At 60.5% G+C, this 25,136-nt stretch carries 20 protein-coding genes and 4 pseudogenes; 16 read left to right on the plus strand and 8 right to left on the minus strand.

Annotation, left to right across the window (positions count from 1 at the left end; translation table 11 throughout):
• The first annotated feature begins 140 nt into the window (after positions 1-140).
• The 9 genes from ftsB to rpoS are packed head-to-tail and all read left to right on the plus strand — an operon-like array spanning position 141 to position 6,773.
• Positions 141-458 (plus strand): cell division protein FtsB, encoded by a 318-nt coding sequence (ftsB, locus tag NMD14_04080; GenBank protein ID XEI33614.1) that lies wholly within the window; start codon positions 141-143, stop codon positions 456-458.
• Complete coding sequence (gene ispD / locus NMD14_04085) at positions 451-1,188, plus strand: 2-C-methyl-D-erythritol 4-phosphate cytidylyltransferase (GenBank protein XEI33615.1); 738 nt, start codon at positions 451-453, stop codon at positions 1,186-1,188. Before ftsB ends, ispD begins: the two co-directional genes overlap by 8 nt.
• Positions 1,185-1,661, plus strand: coding sequence for a 2-C-methyl-D-erythritol 2,4-cyclodiphosphate synthase (gene ispF, locus NMD14_04090; protein ID XEI33616.1), 477 nt, complete (start codon positions 1,185-1,187; stop codon positions 1,659-1,661). Before ispD ends, ispF begins: the two co-directional genes overlap by 4 nt.
• A complete protein-coding gene (truD, locus tag NMD14_04095) occupies positions 1,661-2,719 on the plus strand; it encodes a tRNA pseudouridine(13) synthase TruD (GenBank protein ID XEI33617.1) in 1,059 nt (352 codons plus the stop codon). The genes ispF and truD overlap by 1 nt, the downstream gene beginning before the upstream one ends.
• A complete protein-coding gene (gene surE, locus NMD14_04100) occupies positions 2,700-3,461 on the plus strand; it encodes a 5'/3'-nucleotidase SurE (GenBank protein XEI33618.1) in 762 nt (253 codons plus the stop codon). The genes truD and surE overlap by 20 nt, the downstream gene beginning before the upstream one ends.
• 7 nt (positions 3,462-3,468) lie before the next feature.
• On the plus strand, positions 3,469-4,086 hold the full coding sequence (locus NMD14_04105) for a protein-L-isoaspartate(D-aspartate) O-methyltransferase (GenBank protein ID XEI33619.1): 618 nt from the start codon (positions 3,469-3,471) through the stop codon (positions 4,084-4,086).
• Entirely contained in the window at positions 4,083-4,664 is a 582-nt protein-coding gene (locus NMD14_04110; GenBank protein ID XEI33620.1) for a DedA family protein, read from the plus strand. Before NMD14_04105 ends, NMD14_04110 begins: the two co-directional genes overlap by 4 nt.
• Before the next feature lie 9 nt (positions 4,665-4,673).
• Entirely contained in the window at positions 4,674-5,744 is a 1,071-nt protein-coding gene (locus NMD14_04115; GenBank protein ID XEI33621.1) for a peptidoglycan DD-metalloendopeptidase family protein, read from the plus strand.
• Between the two features lie 45 nt (positions 5,745-5,789).
• On the plus strand, positions 5,790-6,773 hold the full coding sequence (rpoS, locus tag NMD14_04120) for an RNA polymerase sigma factor RpoS (protein XEI33622.1): 984 nt from the start codon (positions 5,790-5,792) through the stop codon (positions 6,771-6,773).
• Between the two features lie 106 nt (positions 6,774-6,879).
• Here rpoS and NMD14_04125 read toward each other — a convergent pair whose 3' ends face one another.
• Positions 6,880-7,917: an alkene reductase gene (locus NMD14_04125; GenBank protein ID XEI33623.1), complete on the minus strand. Its 1,038-nt coding sequence runs from the start codon at positions 7,915-7,917 to the stop codon at positions 6,880-6,882.
• Between the two features lie 199 nt (positions 7,918-8,116).
• Between NMD14_04125 and NMD14_04130 the strand changes: the two genes are divergently transcribed.
• On the plus strand, positions 8,117-8,683 hold the full coding sequence (locus NMD14_04130; protein XEI33624.1) for a TetR/AcrR family transcriptional regulator: 567 nt from the start codon (positions 8,117-8,119) through the stop codon (positions 8,681-8,683).
• A 49-nt stretch (positions 8,684-8,732) separates the two neighbouring features.
• Here the strand turns inward: NMD14_04130 and NMD14_04135 are convergent, their stop codons facing one another.
• Positions 8,733-9,077: a DUF559 domain-containing protein gene (locus NMD14_04135; GenBank protein XEI33625.1), complete on the minus strand. Its 345-nt coding sequence runs from the start codon at positions 9,075-9,077 to the stop codon at positions 8,733-8,735.
• Between the two features lie 504 nt (positions 9,078-9,581).
• The gene (locus tag NMD14_04140) at positions 9,582-10,535 is read right to left on the minus strand and encodes a LysR family transcriptional regulator (GenBank protein ID XEI33626.1); all 954 of its coding nucleotides are present in this window, start codon (positions 10,533-10,535) and stop codon (positions 9,582-9,584) included.
• 155 nt (positions 10,536-10,690) lie between these two features.
• Between NMD14_04140 and aguA the strand changes: the two genes are divergently transcribed.
• Both aguA and NMD14_04150 read left to right on the plus strand, forming a co-directional pair.
• A complete protein-coding gene (gene aguA, locus NMD14_04145) occupies positions 10,691-11,803 on the plus strand; it encodes an agmatine deiminase (GenBank protein ID XEI33627.1) in 1,113 nt (370 codons plus the stop codon).
• A 269-nt stretch (positions 11,804-12,072) separates the two neighbouring features.
• Positions 12,073-13,776, plus strand: coding sequence for an amidase (locus NMD14_04150; GenBank protein XEI33628.1), 1,704 nt, complete (start codon positions 12,073-12,075; stop codon positions 13,774-13,776).
• A 79-nt stretch (positions 13,777-13,855) separates the two neighbouring features.
• Here NMD14_04150 and NMD14_04155 read toward each other — a convergent pair.
• From NMD14_04155 to NMD14_04165, 3 genes and pseudogenes are all read right to left on the minus strand, one after another.
• A pseudogene (locus NMD14_04155) lies at positions 13,856-14,379 on the minus strand (IS1595 family transposase).
• Between the two features lie 917 nt (positions 14,380-15,296).
• Complete coding sequence (locus NMD14_04160) at positions 15,297-16,721, minus strand: anion permease (GenBank protein XEI33629.1); 1,425 nt, start codon at positions 16,719-16,721, stop codon at positions 15,297-15,299.
• A 443-nt stretch (positions 16,722-17,164) separates the two neighbouring features.
• A pseudogene (locus tag NMD14_04165) lies at positions 17,165-17,392 on the minus strand (ATP-dependent helicase).
• A gap of 584 nt (positions 17,393-17,976) precedes the next feature.
• On the opposite strand from NMD14_04165, the pseudogene NMD14_04170 reads away from it, so the two are divergent.
• Positions 17,977-18,147, plus strand: a pseudogene (locus tag NMD14_04170) (IS1595 family transposase).
• A 25-nt stretch (positions 18,148-18,172) separates the two neighbouring features.
• Here the strand turns inward: NMD14_04170 and NMD14_04175 are convergent.
• Positions 18,173-19,171, minus strand: coding sequence for a DUF2860 domain-containing protein (locus NMD14_04175; protein ID XEI33630.1), 999 nt, complete (start codon positions 19,169-19,171; stop codon positions 18,173-18,175).
• A gap of 165 nt (positions 19,172-19,336) precedes the next feature.
• Here NMD14_04175 and arcB point away from each other — a divergent pair.
• From arcB to NMD14_04190, 3 genes and pseudogenes are all read left to right on the plus strand, one after another.
• Positions 19,337-21,648, plus strand: a pseudogene (arcB, locus tag NMD14_04180) (aerobic respiration two-component sensor histidine kinase ArcB).
• A 51-nt stretch (positions 21,649-21,699) separates the two neighbouring features.
• Entirely contained in the window at positions 21,700-23,064 is a 1,365-nt protein-coding gene (gene dgt / locus NMD14_04185) for a dGTPase (GenBank protein ID XEI33631.1), read from the plus strand.
• A gap of 318 nt (positions 23,065-23,382) precedes the next feature.
• Positions 23,383-23,586, plus strand: a complete 204-nt coding sequence (locus NMD14_04190; GenBank protein ID XEI33632.1) for a hypothetical protein — start codon at positions 23,383-23,385, stop codon at positions 23,584-23,586.
• Positions 23,587-23,703: 117 nt separating this feature from the next.
• Here the strand turns inward: NMD14_04190 and NMD14_04195 are convergent, their stop codons facing one another.
• Positions 23,704-25,023, minus strand: coding sequence for an anaerobic C4-dicarboxylate transporter (locus NMD14_04195; protein XEI33633.1), 1,320 nt, complete (start codon positions 25,021-25,023; stop codon positions 23,704-23,706).
• Between the last annotated feature and the right edge of the window lie 113 nt (positions 25,024-25,136).

A 25,136-nucleotide genomic window follows, 5' to 3' on the forward strand; every position in this document is an offset into this window, starting at 1 on the left:
CACCGGTTTGGCGGGGCTTTGTGCTATCTGATTCACTCTTGGGCACTTTTTTATGTTCGGCCAGGGGCTCGACGGTGTTCGCTTTCTTTTGTCTTGGCACCGAATATGGGACACTAGGCCGCCTGAAGGAGACCCAGTGCATGCGCCTATTCACCCTGATCCTGATCCTCCTGCTGGGGGGGCTGCAATATGACCTCTGGCTGGGGAAGAACGGGCTATCCGATTATCAGAACTTGTCTGAGGCCATCTCGCAGCAACAGCGAGACAATCAGACCCTCAAGGATCGTAACGACCTCATCTACCGCGAGATAGATGATCTCACCTCTGGCCTCGAAGCCATCGAGGAGTTGTCGCGCAACGATCTGGGTTATATCAAGCAAGGGGAGACCTTCTATCGGATCATTCCCAAAGAGAAAGACAAAGAGACTGTGTCGGACAATGAGCCCTACGATGACTGATGCCTGTCGGGTATCTGGCCTGACGGCGATTGTGCCTGCCGCCGGTATCGGCAGCAGAATGGGGGCCGATTGTCCCAAGCAGTACCTGCCACTGGCGGGTAAAACCATTCTCGAACATACCCTGGCGCGGCTGCTCTCCCACCCTGCCATCACGCAGGTGATCGTGGCGCTGGCGCCCCATGACCACTGGTTCGAGGCCCTGCCCGTGGCCGCTGACCCGCGTATTGTGCGGGTTGAGGGCGGCGCCGAGCGCGCCTTTTCCGTCCTCAATGGCCTTCATGTGGTGCAAGGGGCGTGGGTGCTGGTGCACGATGCGGCCCGCCCCTGCCTGAGCCACGGCGATCTCGATGCGCTGATTGCCACGGCCATGAACTGCGGCGGTGCCATTCTCGGCAGTCGGGTGCGCGATACCATGAAACGCTCCGATGGCGAGGGCAATATCATCGCCACCGTCGAGCGCGAGCAGCTCTGGCATGCCCTGACGCCGCAGATGTTCCCGACCCTTGCCCTGACGCGGGCGCTGGAAGAGGGGCTGCTGCTGGGCGCCACCATTACCGACGAGGCGTCTGCCATGGAGCGGGCTGGATTCACGGTGCGCATGGTGGAAGGGCGCGCCGACAATATCAAAGTAACCCGGCCGGAGGATCTCTCTCTGGCTGGGCTCTATTTGCAGCAACAGAACACGCGCCAGCTGGCGCAACCCGATTCACCCACAGAGGAGCTGGCATGATCCGGATTGGACATGGTTTTGATGTACACAAGTTTGGTGGGGTTGGCCCCTGCATGCTGGGTGGCGTGCCAGTTCCCTACGAACAGGGGCTGGTTGCCCACTCCGACGGCGATGTGGTGCTGCACGCGGTGAGCGATGCCCTGCTGGGGGCCATCGGTGCCGGTGACATCGGCCGCCACTTCCCCGATACCGCAGCGGAATTCAAGGGGATCGATAGCCGCATCCTGCTGCGGGATGTGTTTGCCCGGGTACAGAAGGCGGGTTATGCCATCGGCAACCTGGATGTGACCATCATCGCCCAGGCCCCCAAAATGGCCCCCCATATCGATGCCATGTGCGCCGTGCTGGCCGCCGATCTGCAATGTGATTTGAACCGGGTGAACGTCAAGGCGACCACCACCGAACAGCTTGGGTTTACGGGGCGCAAGGAAGGGATCGCCACCGAAGCCGTCGTCCTACTGGTGAAACAATAATGCTGGAACAACTTGCCTATCTGCACGGGGCGCCCACCGCCCGCGGTATCCTCAAGGCCGAGGCTGCCGACTTCGTGGTGAATGAAGATCTCGGCTTCGAGCCTTGCGGTGAAGGGGAGCATATTTTCGTCCGGGTGCGCAAAACCGGTGAGAACACTGCCTGGGTAGCGGGCCTGCTGGCCGATGCGGCCGGGGTCAACCGCAATGCGGTGACCTGGGCGGGCCTGAAAGATCGCCACGCGGTGACCGAGCAGTGGTTCGGCATTCACCTGCCAGGCAAGGCAGAGCCGAACCTTTCGGTGATCGAAAGCGACAGCATCCAGATCCTGCAGGTGAAGCGCCACAACAAGAAGCTGCGGGTCGGTTATCTTAAGGGCAATCACTTCACCCTGCGCCTCACCGCGCTGGAGCAGGCCGACGGGCTGGCAGCACGCCTGCAGGCCATCGCCGAGCAGGGCGTACCCAATTACTATGGTGAGCAGCGTTTTGGCCGCGATGGCAACAACCTGGAAGCGGCCAAGGCGATGTTCGCCGGCAAGCGGATCAAGGATCGCAACAAGCGATCCCTCTACCTCTCAGCCGCTCGCAGCATGCTGTTCAACGCCATTGTCAGCGCCCGCATCGAGCAGGGGCTGGCCCATCAGCTGCTGGCCGGTGATTGCGTGATGCTCAAGGGCAGCCACTCCATCTTCAGCGAAGAGGGGGTTACCTCCGAGCTGGAGGCGCGTCTTGCCTCCGGCGACGTGCAACTGACCGCGCCCCAGTGGGGCCGTGGCCGGCTGGCCAGTCAGGGTGCCGCTGCCGAGTTCGAACAGGCTGTGTTGGCCCCGTATCGCGATTGGTGTGACGGGCTGGAGCAAGCCGGGCTGGATCAGGATCGCCGCCCGCTGCTGCTCAAGCCGGAGCAGATGAGCTGGCAGCTGGATGGTGAGGCGCTGACCCTCTCCTTCTTCCTGCCGGCGGGCGCGTTTGCCACCAGCGTAGTGCGCGAGTTAATGCAGGCCGAAGAGGCCGATCATGGTTTCAGGAATCAGACCGATGCGAATTCTGGTCAGTAATGATGATGGTGTGCACGCCGAGGGCATTCGAGCTCTCAGCTCGGCGCTGCACGTCTGCGGCGAGGTCATTGTGGTGGCGCCGGATCGCAACCGCAGCGGCGCGAGTCACTCCCTGACGCTGGAAGTACCGCTGCGGGTTACCCGAATCGCAGAAAACGGCTTTAATGGGATTGAGAGTTATGCGGTGAAGGGCACGCCGACCGACTGCGTGCATCTGGCGGTCAACGAGCTGGTACGCCCTGAACCCGACATGGTGGTGGCCGGTATCAACCACGGCGCCAATCTGGGGGATGATGTCATCTACTCGGGCACGGTCGCGGCGGCCACCGAGGGACGCCATCTTGGCTACCCCTCCATCGCTATTTCGCTGGTGGGCAAAACCCACTTCGCCACGGCGGCCTACTACGCCGCGCAGTTGGTGAAGGGCATGATGGTGCACCCGCTGCCCGCCGATCAGATCCTCAACGTCAACGTGCCGGACCTGCCCCTCGAGCAGATCAAGGGGATCAGGGTGACGCGCCTTGGCAATCGCCACCGGGCAGAGTCGGTGATCTGCAGCGAGGATCCCCGTGGTCAGCCCATCTACTGGATTGGCCCGCCCGGCAGCCAGCAAGATGCGGGAGAAGGCACGGATTTCGCCGCCATCGAGCAGGGCTACGTCTCGATCACCCCCCTGACCATCGATATGACTGCCTACAGCAGTCTGGCGGGGCTGGGGGCTTGGTTGGATCTGCAGGAATGAGGGTGGTGTGATAGTACAGCGCCTGTTAAACCAGCTGATCGCACAGGACATTCGCGATTTCCGCGTACTCACGGCGATTGCTAAGGTGCCGCGCCAGCTGTTCGTGGATGAAGCCATGGCGCACAAGGCATGGGACAACACCGCCTTGCCCATTGGCCACGGCCAGACCATCTCGCAACCCTACATGGTGGCGCGGATGACCGAGCTGCTGATCCAGAACGATCCGGCCCATGTGCTGGAGATCGGCACTGGCTCGGGCTACCAGACGGCGATCCTCGCTCATCTGGTGGAGCACGTGTATACCGTTGAGCGGATCAAGTCGCTGCAGTTCCAGGCAAGACGCCGACTGCGCCAGCTCGATCTGCACAATATCTCGGCCAAGCACGGCAACGGCTGGCTGGGTTGGCCCAACAAGGGGCCTTATGACGCCATTCTGGTGACGGCTGCGGCGAGCGAGATCCCGACGGCATTGACCGATCAGCTGGCCGAAGGGGGCCGACTGGTGTTGCCCGTGGGTGACAGCCAGCAGACCCTGCAGCTGATCGAACGATCCGGATCCCAGCTGACCAGCCGTATTCTGGAGCCGGTTCGTTTTGTTCCTCTGATTGACGGAGATGTTGAGTGAAGTTGTTTTCCCGTTTGTACGTACTGGTGATGCAGTGGGCCCGCCACAAGTATGCTCCCTGGTATCTCTCCATCACCGCCTTTATCGAGTCGGTATTCTGGCCTATTCCGGTGGATGTGATGCTGGCGCCGATGGCGCTCGCCAGACCGCAAAAGGCGTGGCACTACGCCGGGTTGGCAACGACCTTTTCGGTGCTGGGCGCCCTGTTCGGTTACGCCCTTGGCTATGCCCTGTGGGATCCGGTGGTGCAACCCCTCATCGTATCTGTGGGCTATGAAGGCAAGATTGCCATCGCCCAGCAGTGGTTTGAGCAGTGGGGGATCTGGGTCATTTTCATTGCCAGCTTCACCCCTATTCCCTACAAGGTGTTTACCGTGACGGCAGGGTTGTTGCAAATGGCTCTGCTGCCCTTCATCATCACCTCCCTCATCGGTCGTGGCATGCGCTTTTTCCTGGTTGCGGGCCTGATGCGTTGGGGTGGCGAGAAGATGGAGCGCAAACTGATGCACTACGTAGATGTGCTCGGTTGGCTCTGTATTGGTTTGGCCGTTGTGGCCTATTTCTGGTTTAGTCGTTAAGGATCCATTATGCGTTCGCGTCTTTGGCAGGGAAGCAGTGTCGTGGTGTTGTCATGGCTGCTGCTTGCTTGCTCCTCCAATAAAAATGCAGCTCCGGTGGATGGAATAGGTGATGACCAGTTCGTCTCGACCATTCCGGCTCGCCAGAGTGGCACCCCGGTTCGTACACCCATTCAGGGTAACAGTTATGTCGTGAAGCGGGGCGATACCCTCTACTCCATCGCTTTCAACTCGGGCAATGATGTGCCTTCGCTGGCTAGCCTCAACAACATCAGCCCGCCCTACAATATTTATCCGGGGCAGCAGTTGCGGCTCGATGCTTCCAACTCCCCGGTGACGGCCAGCAGAAGCGCCGGCACCTATGAGGTGCACCGTGGTGACACCCTGAGCAGCATCGGCCGCCAGTTCGGTATGACGCCGCAGGCGCTGGCCCAGAGCAACAACCTGAGCGCCCCCTATGCGCTGCAACCGGGTCAGGTGCTCAATGTCCAGACCGCGGGCGGCGGTTCGACCCAGATGGTGGCTGCGACTCGTCCGGCAACCATTGCCCCGGTGGCTGTGAGCCGAACAAGCAGCGGCCCTCGTCCGTTGGTTGAGCCGAGCGAATCTGGTCAGACCACGCCATTCATCTCTCAGAAATCCGTTGCTGCGGCAGCACCGAAGGAATACGCTCAGGTCAAAGAACAAAAAACAGACAACTCTCAGTCGAGACTCTCCTGGCACTGGCCCGCAAAAGGCCGGATTGTTGAAGGGTTCTCTGTTGCAGAACAGGGTAACAAGGGTATCGACATAGCCGGCCAGAAGGGGCAACCCGTCTACGCCGCCAGCAGCGGTAAAGTGGTATACGCTGGCAGTGCTTTAAGGGGGTACGGCAAGCTGATCATCCTCAAGCATGATGATGACTACCTCTCTGCCTACGCACACAACGACCAGTTGCGGGTGAAGGAAGGAGACAGCATCAAGGGGGGCTCGGTCATTGCCAACATGGGCAGCACGGACGCGCCGGATGTACGATTGCATTTCGAGATCCGGTACCGAGGCAAGTCGATCAATCCGATGAGCTATTTGCCAAAGCGTTAACCCCAGAGAGACCGTCTTACTCTGGTAACGTCAGGGAGACACACCATGAGCCAAGAACAACTGGTAATGCAGGATGCAGAGTTAGAGTTTGACGCTGAACCCGAATCTCACGAAGAAGTGGAAGAGTTGCAGGAGGTCGCCGCCGAGGCGGGAGAGACTAGCTCCGATGAGTTGCTGGCGCCTGAGCTGAACAAGGTGATGGATGCCACGCAACTCTACCTGGGGGAGATTGGTTTTTCCCCGCTGCTCACTGCCGAAGAGGAAGTCTACTACGCCCGTCGTGCCTTGCGGGGTGACAAAGCTGCCCGCAAGCGCATGATCGAGTCCAACCTTCGACTGGTGGTGAAAATCGCCCGTCGCTACAACAACCGCGGCCTGGTTCTGCTCGATCTCATCGAAGAGGGCAACCTCGGTCTCATCCGCGCGGTCGAGAAGTTCGATCCCGAGCGCGGCTTCCGTTTCTCCACCTATGCGACCTGGTGGATCCGCCAGACCATTGAGCGGGCCATCATGAATCAGACCCGCACCATCCGGCTGCCCATTCATGTGGTCAAAGAGTTGAACGTCTACCTGCGCACCGCGCGCGAACTCTCTCACCGTCTCGATCACGAGCCGACCGCCGAAGATATCGCCCAGGCGCTCGATCGTTCGGTTGACGATGTGAACCGCATGCTCAAGCTCAACGAGAAGATCACCTCGGTGGATACCCCCATCGGCGGCGATCGTGACAAGGCGCTGCTGGATGTGCTCTCTGACGAGCGCGGCATGGGGCCGGAGCTGGAATCCCAGGATGACGACATGCGCGCCAGCATTGTGCACTGGCTGGAAGAGCTCAATCCCAAGCAGCGGGAAGTGCTGGCTCGCCGTTTTGGCCTGCTGGGCTACGAGCCGGCGACGCTGGAAGATGTCGGCGCCGAGATTGGCCTGACCCGTGAGCGGGTACGCCAGATCCAGGTAGAGGGGCTGCGCCGCCTGCGTGAGATCCTGCTGGGCCTGGGGCTCTCCATCGAGGCACTGTTTCGCACCTGACAAGGGTGCCGCCGTGCATCGCAAACGGCTGAACAACTGAATAGAACGAGGGGAGCAGAAGCTCCCCTCGTTTTTTATTGCCTGTCGTCTGGCGATGGCTTCGCGGTTATACCAGCTCAGCCAGCATGGTGTCGGCGTAGGGCACCAGTGCTTCACCCTTCTTCACCTTGTCGAGATAGTCCGGGTTGGCGATAAGCGGACGACCGATGGCCACCAGATCGAAGCGGTTGGCCTCGATGGCCACGGCGGCGCGCTCGGCGTCGTAGTTGCCCACCCCGACCAGATTGCCCTTGTAGTTGGCGCGCAGATAGTCGGAGGCGTGGCCACCCAGATAATCGAAAGTGAGGTTGTCATCGAAAATGCCGAGGTGGATATAGGCCAGTGGGCGATCGTTGAGCTTGCCCAGCAGGTAGTCGAACACGGCGCGATCTTCCGGGCTGCCCGCCAGATGAACATAGGCACCGGGGGAGAGACGAATACCAACCCGATCACCGCCGATACGGGCGCTGATGGCATCGACCACTTCCAGCGCGAAGCGGCTCATCTTTTCCGGGCTGCCACCGTAGTTATCGGTGCGCAGGTTGGTGGAGTGGTGCAGGAACTGGTCGATCAGGTAGCCGTTGGCACCGTGGATCTCTACCCCGTCAAAGCCCGCCTCGATGGCGTTGGCTGCGGCTTGGGCGTAATCCTGCACCAGCTGGACAATTTCCGCCTCGGTCAGGGCACGCGGCACCTGATAGGTCAGCTCGCGCATGCGGGGCACTGTACCCTCGTGCGCCACGGCAGAGGGGGCCAGCACTTCAGCCTGATGGAAGAAGGGATGGGAGAGGCGACCGACGTGCCACAGCTGGGCGAAGATCTTGCCGCCCTTGGCGTGCACGGCGCTGGTGACTTTCTTCCAGCCATCGATCTGCGCCTGGGTGAAGAGGCCCGGGGTATTGGGGTAGCCCTGCCCGTCGGGGCGGATGATGACGGCCTCGGAGACAATCAGGCCGATGTCGGCACGGCGGCCGTAATAGGCTGCCATCTGCTCGGTCGGCACCAGACCGGGGCCTGCCATGCAGCGGGTGAGCGGGGCCATCATGAAGCGGTTGGCCAGGGTCAGAGTCTCATTAAGGCGATACGGCTGAAACAGGGTATTCATGATAGTGTGTCCTGAATGGGTTATTCTTGAACGTGCATTCAAGACGTTTTTTGTGTCGGGTGCAAGCTTTTTTTGAATGCACGTTCAAGAAGGTTGGCCCGAGCGGGCGGCTGGGGTAAACTTGCCGCCCTTTCCAGCCACACGTTATCGGCGGGCCTGTTTGCCCCTTGCCGGTGAGCCATTTCCCACGGGAGGAACCATGCGCATAGCCGAGTTTGATCGGGACGAGGTGCTGCGAAATGCCATGGAAGCGTTTCGCGCCAAGGGGTACGCCAAGACCACCATGCAGGAGCTGGTGGCCGCCACCGGCCTGCATCCGGGCAGCATCTACGGCGCCTTTGGTAACAAGCGCGGCCTGCTGCTGGCTGCGGTGGATCACTATGTCGAGGGCAAACGCACCCTGCGCCGCTCCCTGCTCGACAATCCGAGCCCGCTGGCGGGCCTTGCTGCCTATCTCGATCAGGTGGTGACCGAGGCGCTCTGTGGCACCTGTCTGGTGACCCGCACCATGATGGAGCTGAGCGAGCAGGATGAAGAACTGACCCAGCGGGTCAAGGGGATCTATGGCGAGCTGGAGCAGGATCTGGCCGAGTTGCTGACACAGGCGCAGGCCAAGGGTGAACTGGCCCCGGATAGCAATATCCACACCCTTACCGCCCTGCTGCTGATCAACCTGCAGGGGCTGGTCACCTTCGCCCAGTGCCGCCCCGATCGCCCCTTGCTCGATGACGTGGTCGCCCAGCTGATGCGGGCCCTGCGGGCGTAAGTTGAGTTTCCCCTTCTCCGTTTTTGCTTTTTGAATTGAGGGGAAGGGGTCAATCGGATTGGTGTAATGAGAGCAGGATAAAATCCAGCACGGAGTTGAGCCTGCCCAGTACATCGTTATTCCACACTCGTATCACCCGAAATCCCTGCTGGTTGAGATAAGCTGTCCAAGCCTCGTCATGAATCTGGTTCGCTTGTGTTCCGTGTTGCGAACCATCCACTTCGATGATCAATCCCTGTTCAAGGCAGATGAAATCCACCACATAGTGGCCGATGGGCATTTGGCGGCGAAATTTCAGCCCCGCCAGAAGGCGATTGCGCAACTGTTGCCACAGTTTCTGTTCTGCCTGTGTGGCATCTCGTCTCAATCGCTTGGCAAAGAGGTTGCTATCCATTAATTGCTCCCACTCTGTATCGCCTTATAGATATAGCCAGCTTCCCATCTGTTTACCGGTTGGATATTGCATTCCCTCACCCTAGCCCTCTCCCAAAGGGAGAGGGGACAGATCGAGTCGCTGTCGTGATTTGGCTGATCAGCACAGTGTTTATTGCCTTATTCGAGCTGGGGAAGCTGGATTGGGCGATAGCAGATGGCGATAACTTTTCGAATGTATTGGGAATCGCCTGGCTGAATGGCTGAATGGCTGAATGGCTGAATGGCTGAATGGCTGAATGGCTGAATGGTTGTCTGCGATGCTGCAAGTTGCAGCGTAACGGCTCCCTTCTCCCCTTGCGGGAGAAGGGCTGGGGATGAGGGGGAGGAAGCTGCCCTCACCCTAACCCTCTCTCAAAGGGAGAGGGAATTGATCGAGGTTCGGTTTGGGCATCATGGTCGGTCAGCAAACACGTTCCACAGTGGCTTGTTGGTGATGCCATCCAATTTCACGTGGCGAGTTGCCTTACCTCGGCCCCACCAGCTCTTTCATCAAATCCTTGAGCCATACCAGTGCAGGTTGCTGCGCGTGTACGGGGTGCCAGACGCAGTTGAGGTGGTAGTCGGGCACGTCCTCGGGCAGCGGCAGGCTTTTTAGCGGCCAGTGGCTGGCGAGCAGCTCGGCCACCATGCTGGGCAGAACCAGCAGGTGATCGCTCTGGCTGACGATGGCGGCGGCGGACATATAGCTCTGGCTGTTGACCGAGATGGTGCGGCTAAAGCCCTGACTCTTCAGATAGCGGTCGAGGCTCGCCTCCGAGGTGCCAAGGGGCGAGTGGAACACATGGGGCATGGCGATGAGCTGCTGCAGGGTGATGCGCTCCATCCACTGGGAGGGATCATCCTCGGCCCCGGCGGGGGCCGATTTGGCAATGGGCAGATCGGCGCGCACCAGCCCGGCCAGCGGCTCGGTGAGCCAGGTCTCCTTGCCCAGATACCCCGGCACCTGCATGTACTCGTCAAAGCCCAGCACCAGATCGATCTCGCCGCTTGCCAGCTCGGCTTCGGGCAGGGTGTCGCGCAGGATGCGGATCTCGATGGTGACCCCCGGCGCCAGCCGTCTGAGCCGCTGGATCAGCGGCGGGATCAGCACGCACTCCACGTAATCCGTGGTGCAGAGCACGAAGCGCCGTTTCGACTGGCTCGGCTCGAACTCCTCCTCCTCCAAGAGCTGCTGCTCCAGCAGCCGCAGCGCCTGCTGCACCCCGAGATGCAACCGCTGGGCGCGCGGGGTCGGCAGCATCCCCTGCGGGGTGCGCACCAGGAGCGGGTCGCCGAGAAAGGTGCGCAACCGGTTGAGCGAGTGGCTCATGGCGGGCTGGCTGATAAAGAGCGCCTCGGCGGCACGGGTGACGCTGCCCTGCGTCATCAGGGCGTCAAAGGCGAGCAGCAGATTGAGGTCGAGCTGGTGCAATTTCATGGGGGGATTATTCGCCGTGTTTATGGGACAATCCATCCTATTCATTTGATGGATGGGGGCGCAACGTCTTACTCTGCGACCCACTGTTATTTTTCCGGGTTCCCGCGCCGCATCGGTCGTAAACGGGGGCCTCAATCCATGCAAGGAGCCTTGCGATGAGCATCAAGACCATGAACTCCGCTCTTCTCGATTCAACACCGGCCGCTGACGGCTTCACCATGCCCGCCGAGTGGGCACACCAGCAGGCCGTCTGGATGATCTGGCCATTTCGCCCGGACAACTGGCGCGTAGCCGGTCGCTTCGCGCAAGAGACCTTCGCCAAGGTGGCGGATGCCATCGGCGGTGCCACCCCGGTCTTTATGGGGGTTCCGGCCCAGTTTATGGAGCAGGCCCGCACCATCATGCCCGCCCACGTCACTCTGGTTGAAATGAACAGCGATGACTGCTGGGCCCGCGACACCGGCCCGACCATCGTTACCAACGCGGCCGGCGAGTGCCGTGGGGTAGATTGGGGCTTCAACGCCTGGGGCGGCCACAAGGGCGGTCTCTACTACCCGTGGAATCAGGATGAGGAAGTGGCAGCCCAGATGCTGACCCAGCACGGCATGGCTCGCTACGACGCGCCGCTGATTCTGGAAGGTGGCTCCATCCACGTCGATGGCGAAGGCACCTGCCTGACCACCGCCGAGTGCCTGCTCAACGAAAACCGCAACCCGCACCTGACCAAAGAGCAGATCGAAGCGCACCTGCGCGACTATCTCGGCGTCACCAGCTTTATCTGGCTGGACGAAGGCGTCTACATGGACGAAACCGACGGCCACATCGACAACATGTGCTGCTTCGTGCGTCCGGGTGAAGTGGCGCTGCACTGGACTGATGACCAGAACGATCCCCAGTACGCCCGCTCCGTGGCCGCCCTCAAGGTGCTGGAAGCGGCGGTCGATGCCAAGGGGCGCAAGCTGAAAGTGTGGAAGCTGCCCCAGCCGGGCCCGCTGTTCTGCACCGAAGAGGAGTCTGCCGGTGTCGAGAGCGGTACCGGTGTACCGCGCGAGGCAGAAGGCCGTCTGGCCGGTTCCTACGTGAACTTCCTGATCACCAACGATCGCATCGTCTATCCGCTGCTGGATGCCGCCACCGATGGCGAAGCCCAGCGCATTCTGGAAGAGATCTTCCCGGATCACACCGTGATCGGCGTACCGGCCCGCGAGATCCTGCTGGGTGGCGGCAATATCCACTGCATTACCCAGCAGATCCCCTCCGGCAAATAAGAACCGGATGACGATCCTGCTGCGAAGCCGTGATCAAGGCTCATGTGCAGCTCGCTTATGTGGAACAAACGGCTCATGTATTCACATACACTCCGGTTCCTGCGCTGCTCTTCACCTTGCTGACGGCCTCTCGCGACGGGTCGTAAACCGGTTCCGGTGAGTATTCAAAACCCCACTCAGTGGGGTTTTATCTCTTGATGGTGTGATGGTCGCCGGCGCTGATGCGGCGATCATCATGACAAACAGTCACCCTTTTACAGGAGATCCCCATGATCGAAGTGACCGAGGTTTCCATTGCCGAGCTGCGTGCCGCGCTCGAAGCAGGCCGCACCACAGCGGTCGAACTGGTCAAGGCCTATCTGGCCCGGATCGAGGCTTACAACGGCCCCGAGACTGACACCAAGCTCAACGCCCTTGTGGTGCCCAATCCCGATGCGCTGAAAGAGGCGCAAGCGTCCGATGCCCGCCGCGCCCGTGGCGAAACTCTGGGGCCGCTCGACGGCATCCCCTACACCGCCAAAGACAGCTATCTGGTCAAGGGGCTGACCGCCGCTTCCGGCAGCCCGGCCTTCAAGGATCTGGTGGCCCAGCGCGATGCCTTTACCGTTGAACGCCTGCGCGCCGCCGGTGCCATCTGCCTTGGCAAGACCAATATGCCGCCGATGGCCAATGGTGGCATGCAGCGCGGCGTCTATGGCCGTGCCGAGAGCCCCTACAACGCCGACTACCTGACCGCGCCGTTTGCTTCCGGCTCCTCCAACGGGGCCGGTACCGCCACCGCCGCCAGCTTCTCCGCCTTTGGTCTGGCGGAAGAGACCTGGTCGAGCGGCCGTGGCCCTGCTTCCAACAACGGCCTGTGCGCCTACACCCCGTCCCGTGGCGTCATCTCGGTGCGCGGCAACTGGCCGCTGACCCCGACCATGGATGTGGTGGTGCCCTATGCCCGCACCATGAACGACCTGCTGGAAGTGCTCGACGTAGTGGTCGCCGACGATGCCGACACCCGTGGCGATCTGTGGCGCATGCAGCCCTGGGTGCAGCTGCCCAAGGCCTCCGAGGTGCGTCCGGCTTCCTATCTGGATCTGGCGGCCAAGCCCGATGCCCTCAAGGGCAAGCGCCTCGGCGTGCCGCGCATGTTTATCAACAAGGATGAACTGGCCGGCACCAGCGAAAACCCCGGTATCGGCGGCCCGACCGGTCAGCGCATCCATACCCGCGAGGCCGTGATTGCCCTCTGGGAAGATGCGCGCAAGGCGCTTGAGGCCGCTGGCGCAGAAGTCATCGAAGTGGACTTCCCGCTGGTTTCCAACTGCGAAGGGGACAGACCCGGCGCGCCGACCGTGTTCAATCGCGGCATCGTGAGTCCGGAGTTTCTCAACGACGAGCTGTGGGAGCTCTCCGGCTGGGCGTTCGACGACTTCCTGCGCGCCAACGGCGATCCCAAGTTGAACAAGCTGGCCGATGTCGATGGGCCGAAGATCTTCCCCCACGATCCGGGCACTCTGCCGAACCGCGAGGGCGATCTGGCGGCGGGCATGGACGAGTACGTCAATATGGCCAAGCGCGGCATCAAGCGCTTTGACGAGATCCCCACAGTGCCGGACGGCCTGCGCGGTCTGGAGAAGACCCGCAAGCTGGATCTGGAAGACTGGATGGACGAGCTCAAGCTCGACGCCGTGCTGTTCCCCACCGTCGCCGACGTTGCACCGGCTGATGCGGATGTGAATCCGGCCTCCGCCGATATCGCCTGGAGCAACGGCATCTGGGTTGCCAACGGCAACCTCGCCATTCGCCACCTCGGTGTGCCGACCGTCACAGTCCCCATGGGGGTGATGGCCGATATCGGTATGCCGGTGGGCCTGACCTTCGCCGGTCGCGCCTATGACGACAACAACCTGCTGCGCTTCGCCTCGGCCTTCGAGTCCACCGGCAGCAAGCGTATGGTGCCGCCACGGACGCCGCCGTTGGCTTGATTGCTGTTCAGAGTTAAATCTCTCTGGATCATTCTGAGATAATGAAAAAACCACCCTTTATGCGGGTGGTTTTTTTAGGCTATGTCCCAATTACGTGTTGCATGGGGTGCCCCAGCGCCTCATGCAAACACGCTTTGATATTTACGCCCCTCCCGTAACGCTCCAGCATCCTGCGCCAACCCAGATAATTCCTCAGATAATGAGTTGCCACGCCATGAAAGCGCACCATCCATTCTTTCAACCGATGGTGATATCCGTTTTCATGTTGGATGTGGAATGCCCCTACCACCCTCTCACCCTGACGATTGCGCACTACTTGATGAGTCACGCCCTGCACTTTACTGAAACTGGCATACACGCCCGCACCATCGCTACACAACACCGCATCCGGTGACACCAACGGCTTCAACACCGCGATGACCGTCTCGGCATCCCCCGTTGCCCCTTGAACGATTCGAGGAAAAAGGTCTCGTCTACCTCAACGATGCCCTCTTCCCTAGTGGCTTGATGACCTGCCATGGCACGCAAGAAGCGGTGACGCCAGAGGAAGGCGGTATTTTTGCTGACTCCGCAACGCCGCGCTGCCTGGCGGACGGTCAGTCCCAGCCCTTCTCCCCTTGTTTGTGATCAAGAGTGGGAGAAGGGAGCAAAACGGTTCAGCTGGCTGTGCTTTACGTACGAGGTACGGGTGGGTATGGGGGTCTGGAAATGGCACAGGCCATCCCCTCTCCCTCGGGAGAGGGCCAGGGTGAGGGGCCGCTATCTGTGTTGTAGGTTCGAATAGCGAAGCGTATTCGGACGATCGCGAATAGGTCGTGGCCAAAAAGCCGCGGACATCCAGAGTTTCCTGCCGGTCTTGCTATGACCCGGTGCGCGGCGGTATGCGGACGATTACGCTGCGCTAATCGACCCTACATTATGTGGCTTATTGTTACCTCCCCTCATCCCCGGCCCTTCTCCCCTTGTTTGTGATCAAGAGTGGGAGAAGGGAGCAGATATGCTCCGCTGATTGTGTGTTGGCTCTGTGGTGCGGGTGAATATGAGTGGCTTGGAATTGGCACGAACCATCCCCTCTCCCTCGGGAGAGGGTGAGGGGCCGCTATCTGTGTTGTAGGTTCGAATAGCGCAGCGTATTCGGACGATCGCGAATAGGGGGTCACCGAGAAGGCGCTGATATGCAGGGTTTCCAGCCGGCCTTGCCATGACTCGATGCTCGGCGGTATGCGGACGATTACGCTGCGCTAATCGTCCCTACATTATGTGGCTTATTGTTGCCTCCCCCCTCATCCCCAGCCCTTCTCCCTCTGTTTGTGGCCAAGAGGGGGAGGCGGGGGCAAACAGGCTCAGCCTCAACCTGTGACGCGTGCAGGTCGGCGCTGAGACTTATAGCGCGTATTGGCACGCCCCTTGACTGAAATCTGTGGCGGGGGAGGGGCGATAGCCGACGGAGGTCGCCCGGTTATAAGGCAAAAAAGCCCCCTCGTGAGCGCGAGGGGGCCAGGGGCGCTATAGGCGGATCATCAGATCAGGAATTGCCACCAGGTCAAACCGATAGACATCACCACGGCAAAGCCCACGATGGCGATCACCAGACCGATGCGCATCCACTCCGCGCTGGTGTGATAGCCCATCCCCATCAGCAGCGGGATGCGGGCGTGGGAGTAGGTGGCGAGGTTGCAGCCGACGTTGGTGATGGCGGCGATGCTGAAGATGGCGAGCTCGGCAGGCACGCCGACCGCCAGCAGGGCCCCGGCAATCACCGGCGCCAGCGCCACCACCTTGGCGGTGGCCGAGGCGAAGGCGTAGGAGGTAAAGAGGTAGAGCCCCATCACCACCAGCAGCATGGGAATGGTGCCGAGCCCGCCGAGGGTGCTGTGCATAAAGCCGGAGAGTTCATCCCCCAGCCAGCCGGTAAAGCCGACCCGTTTCAGGTTGTCGGCCATCCCCATCAGCACGCTGAACCAGATCAGGGTATCGAAGGCGGCACTGTTGTCCTTCACATCGTTCCAGTTCAGCACCCCGAGCAGCAGCAGGGCGGCCAGACCGAGAAAGGCGACCGTGGTGGCATCCAGCCCCAGATTGCTGCCGCCGACCCAGAGCACCACCAGACCGACAAAGACTGCGAGCAGGCTCTTCTCATGGCGGGAGAGGGGGCCCATTTTGGCCAGCTCCTCGCGGGCGAAGCGGGGGGCATCCGGCGTGTCGCGGGTCTCGGGGCGGATCACCATATAGAGCACCAGCGGCATGATCAGCAGCAGACCGATGGCGGGCGGCAGCAGGTAGAGCGCCCATTCGCGAAAGCCGACCGTCAGCCCGGCGACGCTGGCGGCAATGCCGACCAGCGCCAGATTGCCGGCAAAGCCGGTGCTGAAGGCGACCGCCGAGGCGTCGTTCATGGCGCTGACGCTGGAGAGCAGGAACTGCCCCAGCTTGCGGTCATCCTTGTTGATGGTCTTGGCCAACGAGTCGGCAATGGGGGCGACGATGGCGGCGCGGGCCGTGTTGCTCGGGGTGGCGGGGGCCAGAATAAAGTCGGCAACCGCCAGACAGTAGGCGGAGCGCAGGGTGGACTGGCCGAAGCGGCTGAGCAGCAGCAGGGCGATCCGCTTGCCAAGGCCGGTCTTGGCAAAGGCGCTGGCAATCATGAAGGCGATGACGATAAGCCAGATCAGCGGGTGGTTGAAGTCGACCAGCGCCCCTTCGATGGCCGCCTTGGGGGTCACTTCGCCGCTGGCATGGAGCACGGCATAGAGCGCGAGGGAGAGGATGGCGATATAGCCGGTCGGCGCTATGTTGGTGACGATGACCAGTATGGTGGCGATAAACAGAATGGCGGTGTGGTAGGCCGCCGGTGCCAGTCCGGCAGGGGCTGGCAGTTGCCAGCAGATGATAGCCAGCAGCCCAATGGTGAGGGCTGCCAGTTGTTGAGGGGTGATTTTTTTCATAGATGATCTTCTTCCGTGGATGAGGAGGAAATGATGGAGACCCTGTGTCAAACCACTATAAGAGCGGGGATGGGGTATACCAAACCATGGAAGAAAGAGACACGCCAGATTGTGTCGCCGCCAGGTGGAGACAAGATATGTCGTAATTGGCGCTTTTAACCTCACACCTCTTGCCGTTGGCATTTTCTTGTAAACCGGCACAGCCCCTAAAACAGCATTGTTTGAGCGGTCGCGGTTGTTTTAGGGCCTTGTTGTGGCTCGTTATGATGCGCAAGACCTAGTGGATATATGTATAAGCTGGAGCTGGGGTGTTTTGGGAAAACCCATAAATCCTACTTATAGTTAGCCCATTTGCGGCTGCGCCCCTGCAAGGCGGTAAAAGCGGCCATGCTGGGGCTTGCTCCGGTTTGCGGGGATGGGTTTGAAGGGATTGGCGCGGGCCTTTAGCACCGCCCCTTGCCCCCCTTGTTGCCAGCGAGGGCCTGCTTTCTGGTGCGCTGCTTCTGGGCCGCCTTGCTGTTGCGGCGCGGCTCGGGCTCAAAGCGGGTCAGATCCGGCTCAAAGCCCGGGAACCACTGCTGGGGCAGGCGGGTGTCGAGCACCGCTTCCACCTTTTCCAGCCGCGGTGCATCTTCCGGGCTGAACAGGGTAATAGCGAGCCCCTTGTTGCCTGGGCCGTAGGTTCGAATAGCGAAGCGTATTCGGACGTTCGCGAATAGGGAGTAGCTGAGGGGTCGCCGATATCCGGAGTTTCCTGCCAGCCTTGCCTTGCCATGACTCGATGCTCGGCGGTATGCGGACGATTACGCTACGCTAATCGACCCTACATAATGGGGCTTATTGTTGCCTCCCCCCTCATCCCCAGCCCTTCTCCCCTTGTCTGTGATCAAGAGTGGGAGAAGAGCGCAAATATGCGCCTCTGATTTGGTTTGGCAACCGGGCTTGGAATTGGCTCGGGCCATCCCCTCTCCCTCGGGAGAGGGTTAGGGTGAGGGGCCGCTATCTGCGTTGTAGGTTCGAATAGCGAAGCGTATTCGGACGTTCGCGAATAGAAGGTCGCCGAGAAGCCGCTGATATCCAGAGTTTTCAGCCTGTCTTGCCATGACGTAATGCACAGCAGTATGCGGACGAAGATGCTGCGCTAATCGTCCCTATATCAAGGAGCTGATTGCATGTTTTGATCATTTTCCTCCCTCAACGCCCCACACCGTCAATCGCCATCTTTGTTGTGGTTCGCCGGCGATTTCACCTGATTCACCACCGGTTGAAAGAGTGGATGGTGCGTTTTCATGGCGTGGCGACTCACTAGCTGAGGAATTATCTGGGTTGGCGCAGGATGCTGGCGCGTTACGGGAAGGGGATGAATATCAAAGCGTGTTTGCATGAGGCGCTGGGGCACCCCATGCAACACGTAATTGGGGCATAGCCTTTTTATTGCGGCATGGTTGCGGTTAGAAGTTGTAGAGCAGGCCGGTGCTGAAGCGGGTGGCTTGTGAATCGTAAAAACTGATATCTGAGCTGGACTTGGCATACGCCGCGCTGGCGGTCGCCGAGAGGGCGCTGACACCAAACAGGTTGTGCCAGAAGAAGATGGCGTTCGCCGCAAACTCGTCGGCATCTGCGTACTGGCCGAAGAGGGGGTTGGCCTCGTCATAGTTGCTCTGGCCGAGGTAGAGGTTGCTGACAAACGACCACTGGGCGCCCCGCTTGGCATAAGTCAGCTGCATGCCGCTCTGTTTGTAGCGCTGGGCGCGCCCGTCGAGATCCGCATCGCGATAGATCAGTGCCGGCTCCAGCTGTTGGCCGGGGGCAAAACGCCACTGATAAGAGAGTTCGAGGGCGTGGATCTTGCCGTTGCGATCGAGGGCTGAGGCGTAGTGGGTATGGTGGATGGCGTCGTATTGCTGGCCGCTGCGCTCTTCATCTACCTCGATGTTGCGGGTGGTCAGGCTGCCATTGAAGTTGCTGCCCCAGATATTGTCCCAGCTTGCCCGCACACCGGTAGAGTGGATGTCGGTCGAGCTGCGGGCCACCCCCACGGCAAACGGATCGCTCCACTGCTCGGTTGGCATGGCGCTGAACACCAGCGAGCCACCGACAATCCCCTTGTCCCCCAGCGCCTGCCGCAACCCCAGTTGCTGGGTGAAGTCGAAGCGAATTGCATCCTGGATCAGGTTGCCGAGAAAAATTTGGGTGCGGGTGTCGGCAAAGGTGTAGCGGATGTCGGCATTAATCAGCGGGGTGACGGCCGAACGGCTCTGCGGGCTGCCCAGACCGGAGAGGGTGTCGTGGTCATCATCGCCGCTGTAGAAGTTGGATTCGTAGTTGACGACATTGATGCCGCCCAGCAGAAAACCGGACCAGCCGGACTCTTTGGGGATGCTCCCCAAATCGGCATGGGCGCTGTTGGCGGCAAGCAGAGCAAGGCCAAGCAGAGAGATGTGACGCATCGAAGTGTTCTCCTGATCCGGTCGTTCGGGATGAAAAGATGAGGTTCAAGTTGCCGACATTCGTCAGCCAGCTCACAGAATCGTGACGCAACGGGATGAGATAAAGAAGAGTTCACCCTGTTGTGCTGGTATTCTGTACCGCGAATATCGGGGGAAAACAATAAGATGAAACAGATTAAATCCTGGGCGCAATATTATGTCGATCTGATGACCAAGCTGGGACTGGTGCGCTTCAGCATGTTCCTGGCGGCGGGCATTATCGTGCTGGCGGTCGCCATCCAGATGGGGGTGACCCTGTTCCTGCGCGGCAATATCGATGTGATCGACTTCGTTCGCTCGGTCTTTTTCGGCCTGCTGGTGACCCCCTGGGCGGTCTATTTTCTCTCCATTGTGGTGGATCAGCTGGAAGACTCCCGCCAGCGACTGAGCCGGATGGTGCGTAAGCTGCAGGATATGCGTGAGCGGGATCTGGAGCTCAATACTCAGCTGCAGGAGAACATCAGCCGCCTCAACGCCCAGATTGCCGAAACCAACCGTGCCGAGAGCCTGCGTCTGCAGGCCATCGAAGATCTCGAGAACGAGGTGTTCCAGCGGGAGAAAGCCCAGCTCCACCTGGGGGAGCGCACCGCGCTGCTGCGCTCTTTTATCGACTGCTCCCCGGATCTGGTCTACTACCGCAACGAGGATGAGCAGTTCTCCGGCTGCAACCGCGCCATGGAGGAGCTGACCGGCAAGGTGGAGGCGGAGCTGATCGGCCTGACTCCGTTCGATGTCTACAAGCAGGAGATCGCCAACAAGATCGTCGAGACCGATCGGCAGGTCTTTGCCAGCAACGAGCCGCTTACCTACGAGCAGTGGCTGGAGTATCCCGATGGCCGCAAGGCCTACTTCGAACTGCGCAAGGTGCCCTTCTTCGATCGCTTCGGCAAGCGGCTCGGTCTGCTCGGCTTTGGCCGCGACATCACCGAGCGCAAGCAGTATCAGGATAAGCTGGAGAAGGCGAGTCGCGACAAGACCACCTTTATCTCCACCATCAGCCACGAGCTGCGCACCCCGCTCAATGGCATTGTGGGCTTGAGCCGGATGCTGATGGATACCCCCCTCGATCCCAAGCAGCATCAGCAGCTCAAGACCATCCACCTGAGTGCGGTGACTCTGGGCAATATCTTCAACGACATCATCGATCTCGACAAACTGGACCGGCGTCGCCTCGAAATTGCACCGACCCGCATCGACCTGCCCGCCTTCCTCGACGAGCTGGAGACCCTGTCGCGCATTCAGGCTGAGCAGAAGGGGCTCTATCTGCATTTCGATCTCGATGGCGACATGCCGCAATTCGTGATGGCCGATGGCACCCGCTTGCGCCAAGTGTTGTGGAATCTGGTGGGCAACGCGGTCAAGTTTACCGATGAGGGGGGGGTCACCGTGCGCTGTCTCTCCCATCCCGCCGACGAGCCGGGCAAGCTGGCGCTGCACTTTGAGGTGGAGGATACCGGCGTCGGCATCCCGCACGCCCAGCAGGAGAAGATCTTCGCCATGTATTATCAGGTGCAGGGCAAGAAGCACGCCACCGGCACCGGCATTGGTCTTGCGGTCTCCCGTCAGCTGGTGCAGGCGATGGGGGGCAGCTCTACGTGGACAGCGATCCGGGCGAGGGCTCCTGCTTCACCGCCGAGCTGGAGGTAGCTTGCGCCGAGCCGGTGCTGGCCGAGCCGGAAGAGGAGATGCCCTCCCTCGATATCCTGCTGGTGGAGGATGTGGAGCTCAACGTGACGGTGGCTTGCGCCCTGCTGGGCAAGCTGGGTCATCAGGTGCAGGTGGCACGGGATGGTGCCCAGGCGCTGGCGATGGCCAACCCGGATGATTTCGACCTCATTTTGCTCGATATCCAGCTGCCGGACATGACCGGCTTCGATGTGGCGAAAACCCTGCTGGCGCGTTATGGCGACAGCCTGCCGCCCATGGTGGCGCTCACCGCCAACTCTACCGGCGATCGCCAGTACTATCGGGATCACGGCATGCAGGATGTGATCAACAAGCCGCTCGGCTCCAAAGCGGTGCGGGAGGTGATTGGCCACCTGTTTGCCGGTCTGGCCGAGGATGAAGCGGACGAGCAGGCGGATGCGGGCAATCAGGATGCCCTGCTGGATATCCCCTTCCTCACCGATTATGCCGATACAGTGGGCAAGCCGGTGCTGCTCTCCAGCGTCGATCTGTTCGAGAAGATGATGCCGGACTACATGGCGGTGCTTGACTCCAACATGATTGCCAAGGATCAGGCTGGCGTGGTGGAAGAGGCACACAAGATAAAAGGGGCGGCAGGCTCCATCGGCCTGCGTCGGCTGCAACAGACGGCCCAGCTGATCCAGAGCCCGGATCATCCCGCCTGGTGGAAGAACGTAGAGGACTGGATTGAGACGCTGCGCCGCGAATATCCCGGCGATATCGCCCGTCTGCGGCGCTGGTTGCTGTCTTGAGGCTGGAGGTTGTCTTGAGTCTGATGGAAGTTGCTGGCAAGGAGCTGCGAGATGTATAGCCGTTTGATTACCCCCGCGCGCATCCACACCTGGGGGGATGAGGAGCTGCTGGAGGCGACCGAGCAGGATCGCGCCCGTATCGTGCAGGCCGCGCCGGTGCGCCGGTTGCAGCAGAAAACCCAGGTCTTTCCGCTCGATGTGAAGGCCTCGGTGCGCAGTCGCCTCACCCACTCGCTGGAGGTGCAGGAGACCGGTCGCCAGATCAGTCGCCGCATTCTGGCCGCCTTGCCCGCCGGTATGGTCTGCGAAGGGGCCTTTATCAATCTGGTGGAGATGTCCTGCCTGCTCCATGATGTGGGCAACCCGCCGTTTGGGCATTTTGGCGAGCAGGTGATGAGCCAGTGGCTTGGCGAGATGCTCGATCCCCTCTATCAGCAGGCGCTGGCGCAGCCCCCCTCGGCCCAGTGGGCTGAATTGCGTCAGGATCTGCAGCTGTTTGATGGCAACGCCCAGAGCCTGCGGCTGGTGCACAGCCTGCACGAACTCAACCTGACGCTCGGGCAGCTGGCGGCGCTCTGCAAATACCCGCAGCAGCCGCAACCCGGCGTGAGTTACGGCCAGCATCACGGCTGGAGCAGCAAGCGCGGCATCTTCTTCAGCGAGCAGCCGCTCTACCGCGCCCTCGGTCAGAGTCTGGGGTTGGCTCCCGGCTGTCGCCATCCGCTGGTCTACATCATGGAGGCGGCCGATGACATCTCCTACTGCATCGCCGATCTGGAAGATGCGGTGGATCGGCGGATCCTGACACTGTCAGAGCTGCTGGTGGCATTGCGCCGTGCTGATGGAAGCGATTATCTGGCTGCGTTGCTGGATGAGGCGTTGGTCTCTGGCCGGGGCTTTTTCCCCCATTTTCGCCAGCAACTGACCCGGGACCTGGTGGCGTTGGCGGCGCAGAGCTATGTCAGCGAACATCAGGCCATTTTGCAGGGATCTTATCCGCAGGCGCTGCTGCATGGTCAGGCGCCGGCGGCGCGGGTGCTCGATATCCTCAAGCGGGTGGCCCGCGAGCTGGTCTTTATGCGCCCCGAGGTGGAGGCGCTCGAGCTGGAAGGGTATGCGGCACTGCGCGGGGTGCTGACCAGTTATGCCTGCCTGCTGGCGCTGCCGGCGCGGCAATTTGCCCGCCTGCTGGCCGGGGAGGGGAGTCAGGCCCTCTTCTTCGCCCGCCGCCTCTATCACCGCCTTTCGGCTCGCCACCTCAAGGCCTATCGATTGGCGATCGCCACCCCGGATCCGCGCTTTGCCTGCCAGCATGAGCAGGAGTGGTATTACCGGGTGCGGTTGCTGCTCGATTACGTCAGCGGCATGACGGATACCTATGTACTGGAAGAGTATCGGCTGCTCTCCGGGATCTGATGCCCGGGGTTGCCCCTTGTCAGGCAGCATAAAATGCCAGGAAAACGGTTAAAAAGGAGCCGCAAGAGACTTGTTTTAAATTCGGATATTTTTTATATTTCTGCAACCTGTTCAACTTTTACCCGGTAAGGAGACGAATATGCAACATCTGATGCTCAATATTGCATTCTCTCGCGGCACTGTGTGCGGCGTGAAATCTCGTGCTCTTTTACCGCGTGGCGTAAACAGGTAACCCCTGTCTTTTTATCACCCGCGGTTCGTCCCGCAGGGTGATATCCACTTTCTCCGGGAGAACCGCATGTTCTACTGGAGAATGTCATGTCTATCGAACTGGTTTTACTGCGCAGTGTTGAATCCCTGGTCCAGAGAAGGATAGCCCGGGTCGAGCGTCGTCTCGTACAGGTCAATCTGTCACCCGCCCTGCTCAGGGATATCGGGCTGGAAGGATATCAGGGTCAAATCGCCCTCGTTCGAGAGCGGGAGTATCAAACCGGCTTCCGGCTTGGGAATCGAATAACCTGATGGAAGGGGCCAGTATGGCCCCTTTCTTGGCACTGATTGCAGACCCCGCTCTGCCATTTTAAAAAAAAATCCCCGCCGATTGGCGGGGATTTTTGTTGGTAGCGACCTGCGATCAGATTAGAGCATGATGCCGCCGAAGAAGAAGCCCAGAGCCACGGCGATGGCGATGGTGGCGGTGCCCGGTATGAAGAAGGGGTGGTTGAATACCGCTTTCCCGATACGGGTGGAGCCGGTGTCGTCCATCTCTACCGCGGCCAGCAGGGTCGGGTAGGTCGGCAGTACGAACAGGGCGCTCACGGCTGCGAAGGAGGCAATAGCAGTCAGCGGGCTGACACCCAGAGCCAGTGCGGCAGGCATCAGTGCTTTGGTGGTGGCGCCTTGTGAATAGAGCAGCATGGCGGCGAAGAACAGCACCACGGCCAGCAGCCAGGAGTACTGGTTCAGCAGGTCGCCAGCGATCAGCTGGATGGTGTCCATGTTGCCTTTTACGAAGACGTTACCCAGCCAGGCCACACCCAGTACGCAGATACAGGCGGACATACCGGACTTGAAGGTCGGCATGTTGGTGACCTGGGTGGCGTCCAGTTTGCACACCAGGGTCATGATGGTGGCTGCGGCCAGCATGATGCCCATGATGGCGCCGTCACGGGGGATCGGCGGGTTGGTGATCAGGCCCACTTTACCGGAGATGGCAGTGGCATAAGCCATGACAGCAACGATGGCGGCGATGAAGATCCAGACCGACAGTTTGGCGTACGGCTTGATCTCGAGCTTGGTAGTACCACGCAGTTTGATCAGGCCCTTGGCTTTACGCTCCAGATAGACTTCATCCTGCTCCAGCGGCTTGCCCATCATGTTGGCAATGAAGGCACCGAGGATACAGGCCAGGAAGGTAGAGGGGATGCAGATGGCCAGCAGGGTCAGGTAGTCAACACCGAGCGGCTCGAGCATGCCGGAGAAGGCAACCACAGCGGCAGAGATCGGAGAGGCTGTGATGGCGATCTGGGAGGCGACCACCGCGATGGAGAGCGGACGGGATGGGCGGATCCCTTGCTCTTTAGCCACTTCGGCGATAACTGGCAGGGTGGAGAAGGCAGTATGACCGGTACCGGCCAGCATGGTCATCAGATAGGTGACGACCGGGGCGGCGAAGGTGATGTATTTGGGGTTCTTGCGCAGTGCTTTCTCTGCCAGGGAGACCAGGTAGTCCATCCCGCCAGCCAGTTGCATACAGGCGATGGCGCAAATGACGGACGCGATAATCATGATCACATCCCAAGGGATGTAGCTGACCAGCTGGTCGCTCGGGATCTGCACCCCGAGGCCCCACGTCAATACCAGAACCCCCAGACCACCGGCAAAGCCGATGCCGATGCTGCCTATCCGGGCGCCCAGATAGATCGCGGCGAGCACGACAAGTAACTCGATTCCAATCATAGCGATAACTCCATTTTTTAGTTTTTTGGTTTTTATTTGGCCAAAAGCCAATTCCTGATTGGGCTGGGGGTAAAGACCAATCGGGAACTGACTTTATGGGCCGGGGAGTCCCG

It is taken from the genome of Aeromonas veronii (assembly GCA_041319085.1).
GTDB classification, from domain to species: domain Bacteria; phylum Pseudomonadota; class Gammaproteobacteria; order Enterobacterales; family Aeromonadaceae; genus Aeromonas; species Aeromonas veronii_F.

What these genes read in the sequence shown, in the direction of transcription:
- ftsB (XEI33614.1), top strand. Translation starts at nt 141, where the DNA reads ATGCGCCTATTCACCCTGATCCTGATCCTCCTGCTGGGGGGGCTGCAA.
- ispD (XEI33615.1), top strand. Translation starts at nt 451, where the DNA reads ATGACTGATGCCTGTCGGGTATCTGGCCTGACGGCGATTGTGCCTGCC.
- ispF (XEI33616.1), top strand. Translation starts at nt 1,185, where the DNA reads ATGATCCGGATTGGACATGGTTTTGATGTACACAAGTTTGGTGGGGTT.
- truD (XEI33617.1), top strand. Translation starts at nt 1,661, where the DNA reads ATGCTGGAACAACTTGCCTATCTGCACGGGGCGCCCACCGCCCGCGGT.
- surE (XEI33618.1), top strand. Translation starts at nt 2,700, where the DNA reads ATGCGAATTCTGGTCAGTAATGATGATGGTGTGCACGCCGAGGGCATT.
- NMD14_04115 (XEI33621.1), top strand. Translation starts at nt 4,674, where the DNA reads ATGCGTTCGCGTCTTTGGCAGGGAAGCAGTGTCGTGGTGTTGTCATGG.
- rpoS (XEI33622.1), top strand. Translation starts at nt 5,790, where the DNA reads ATGAGCCAAGAACAACTGGTAATGCAGGATGCAGAGTTAGAGTTTGAC.
- NMD14_04125 (XEI33623.1), bottom strand. Translation starts at nt 7,917, where the DNA reads ATGAATACCCTGTTTCAGCCGTATCGCCTTAATGAGACTCTGACCCTG.
- NMD14_04130 (XEI33624.1), top strand. Translation starts at nt 8,117, where the DNA reads ATGCGCATAGCCGAGTTTGATCGGGACGAGGTGCTGCGAAATGCCATG.
- NMD14_04135 (XEI33625.1), bottom strand. Translation starts at nt 9,077, where the DNA reads ATGGATAGCAACCTCTTTGCCAAGCGATTGAGACGAGATGCCACACAG.
- NMD14_04140 (XEI33626.1), bottom strand. Translation starts at nt 10,535, where the DNA reads ATGAAATTGCACCAGCTCGACCTCAATCTGCTGCTCGCCTTTGACGCC.
- aguA (XEI33627.1), top strand. Translation starts at nt 10,691, where the DNA reads ATGAGCATCAAGACCATGAACTCCGCTCTTCTCGATTCAACACCGGCC.
- NMD14_04150 (XEI33628.1), top strand. Translation starts at nt 12,073, where the DNA reads ATGATCGAAGTGACCGAGGTTTCCATTGCCGAGCTGCGTGCCGCGCTC.
- NMD14_04160 (XEI33629.1), bottom strand. Translation starts at nt 16,721, where the DNA reads ATGAAAAAAATCACCCCTCAACAACTGGCAGCCCTCACCATTGGGCTG.
- NMD14_04175 (XEI33630.1), bottom strand. Translation starts at nt 19,171, where the DNA reads ATGCGTCACATCTCTCTGCTTGGCCTTGCTCTGCTTGCCGCCAACAGC.
- dgt (XEI33631.1), top strand. Translation starts at nt 21,700, where the DNA reads ATGTATAGCCGTTTGATTACCCCCGCGCGCATCCACACCTGGGGGGAT.
- NMD14_04190 (XEI33632.1), top strand. Translation starts at nt 23,383, where the DNA reads ATGTCTATCGAACTGGTTTTACTGCGCAGTGTTGAATCCCTGGTCCAG.
- NMD14_04195 (XEI33633.1), bottom strand. Translation starts at nt 25,023, where the DNA reads ATGATTGGAATCGAGTTACTTGTCGTGCTCGCCGCGATCTATCTGGGC.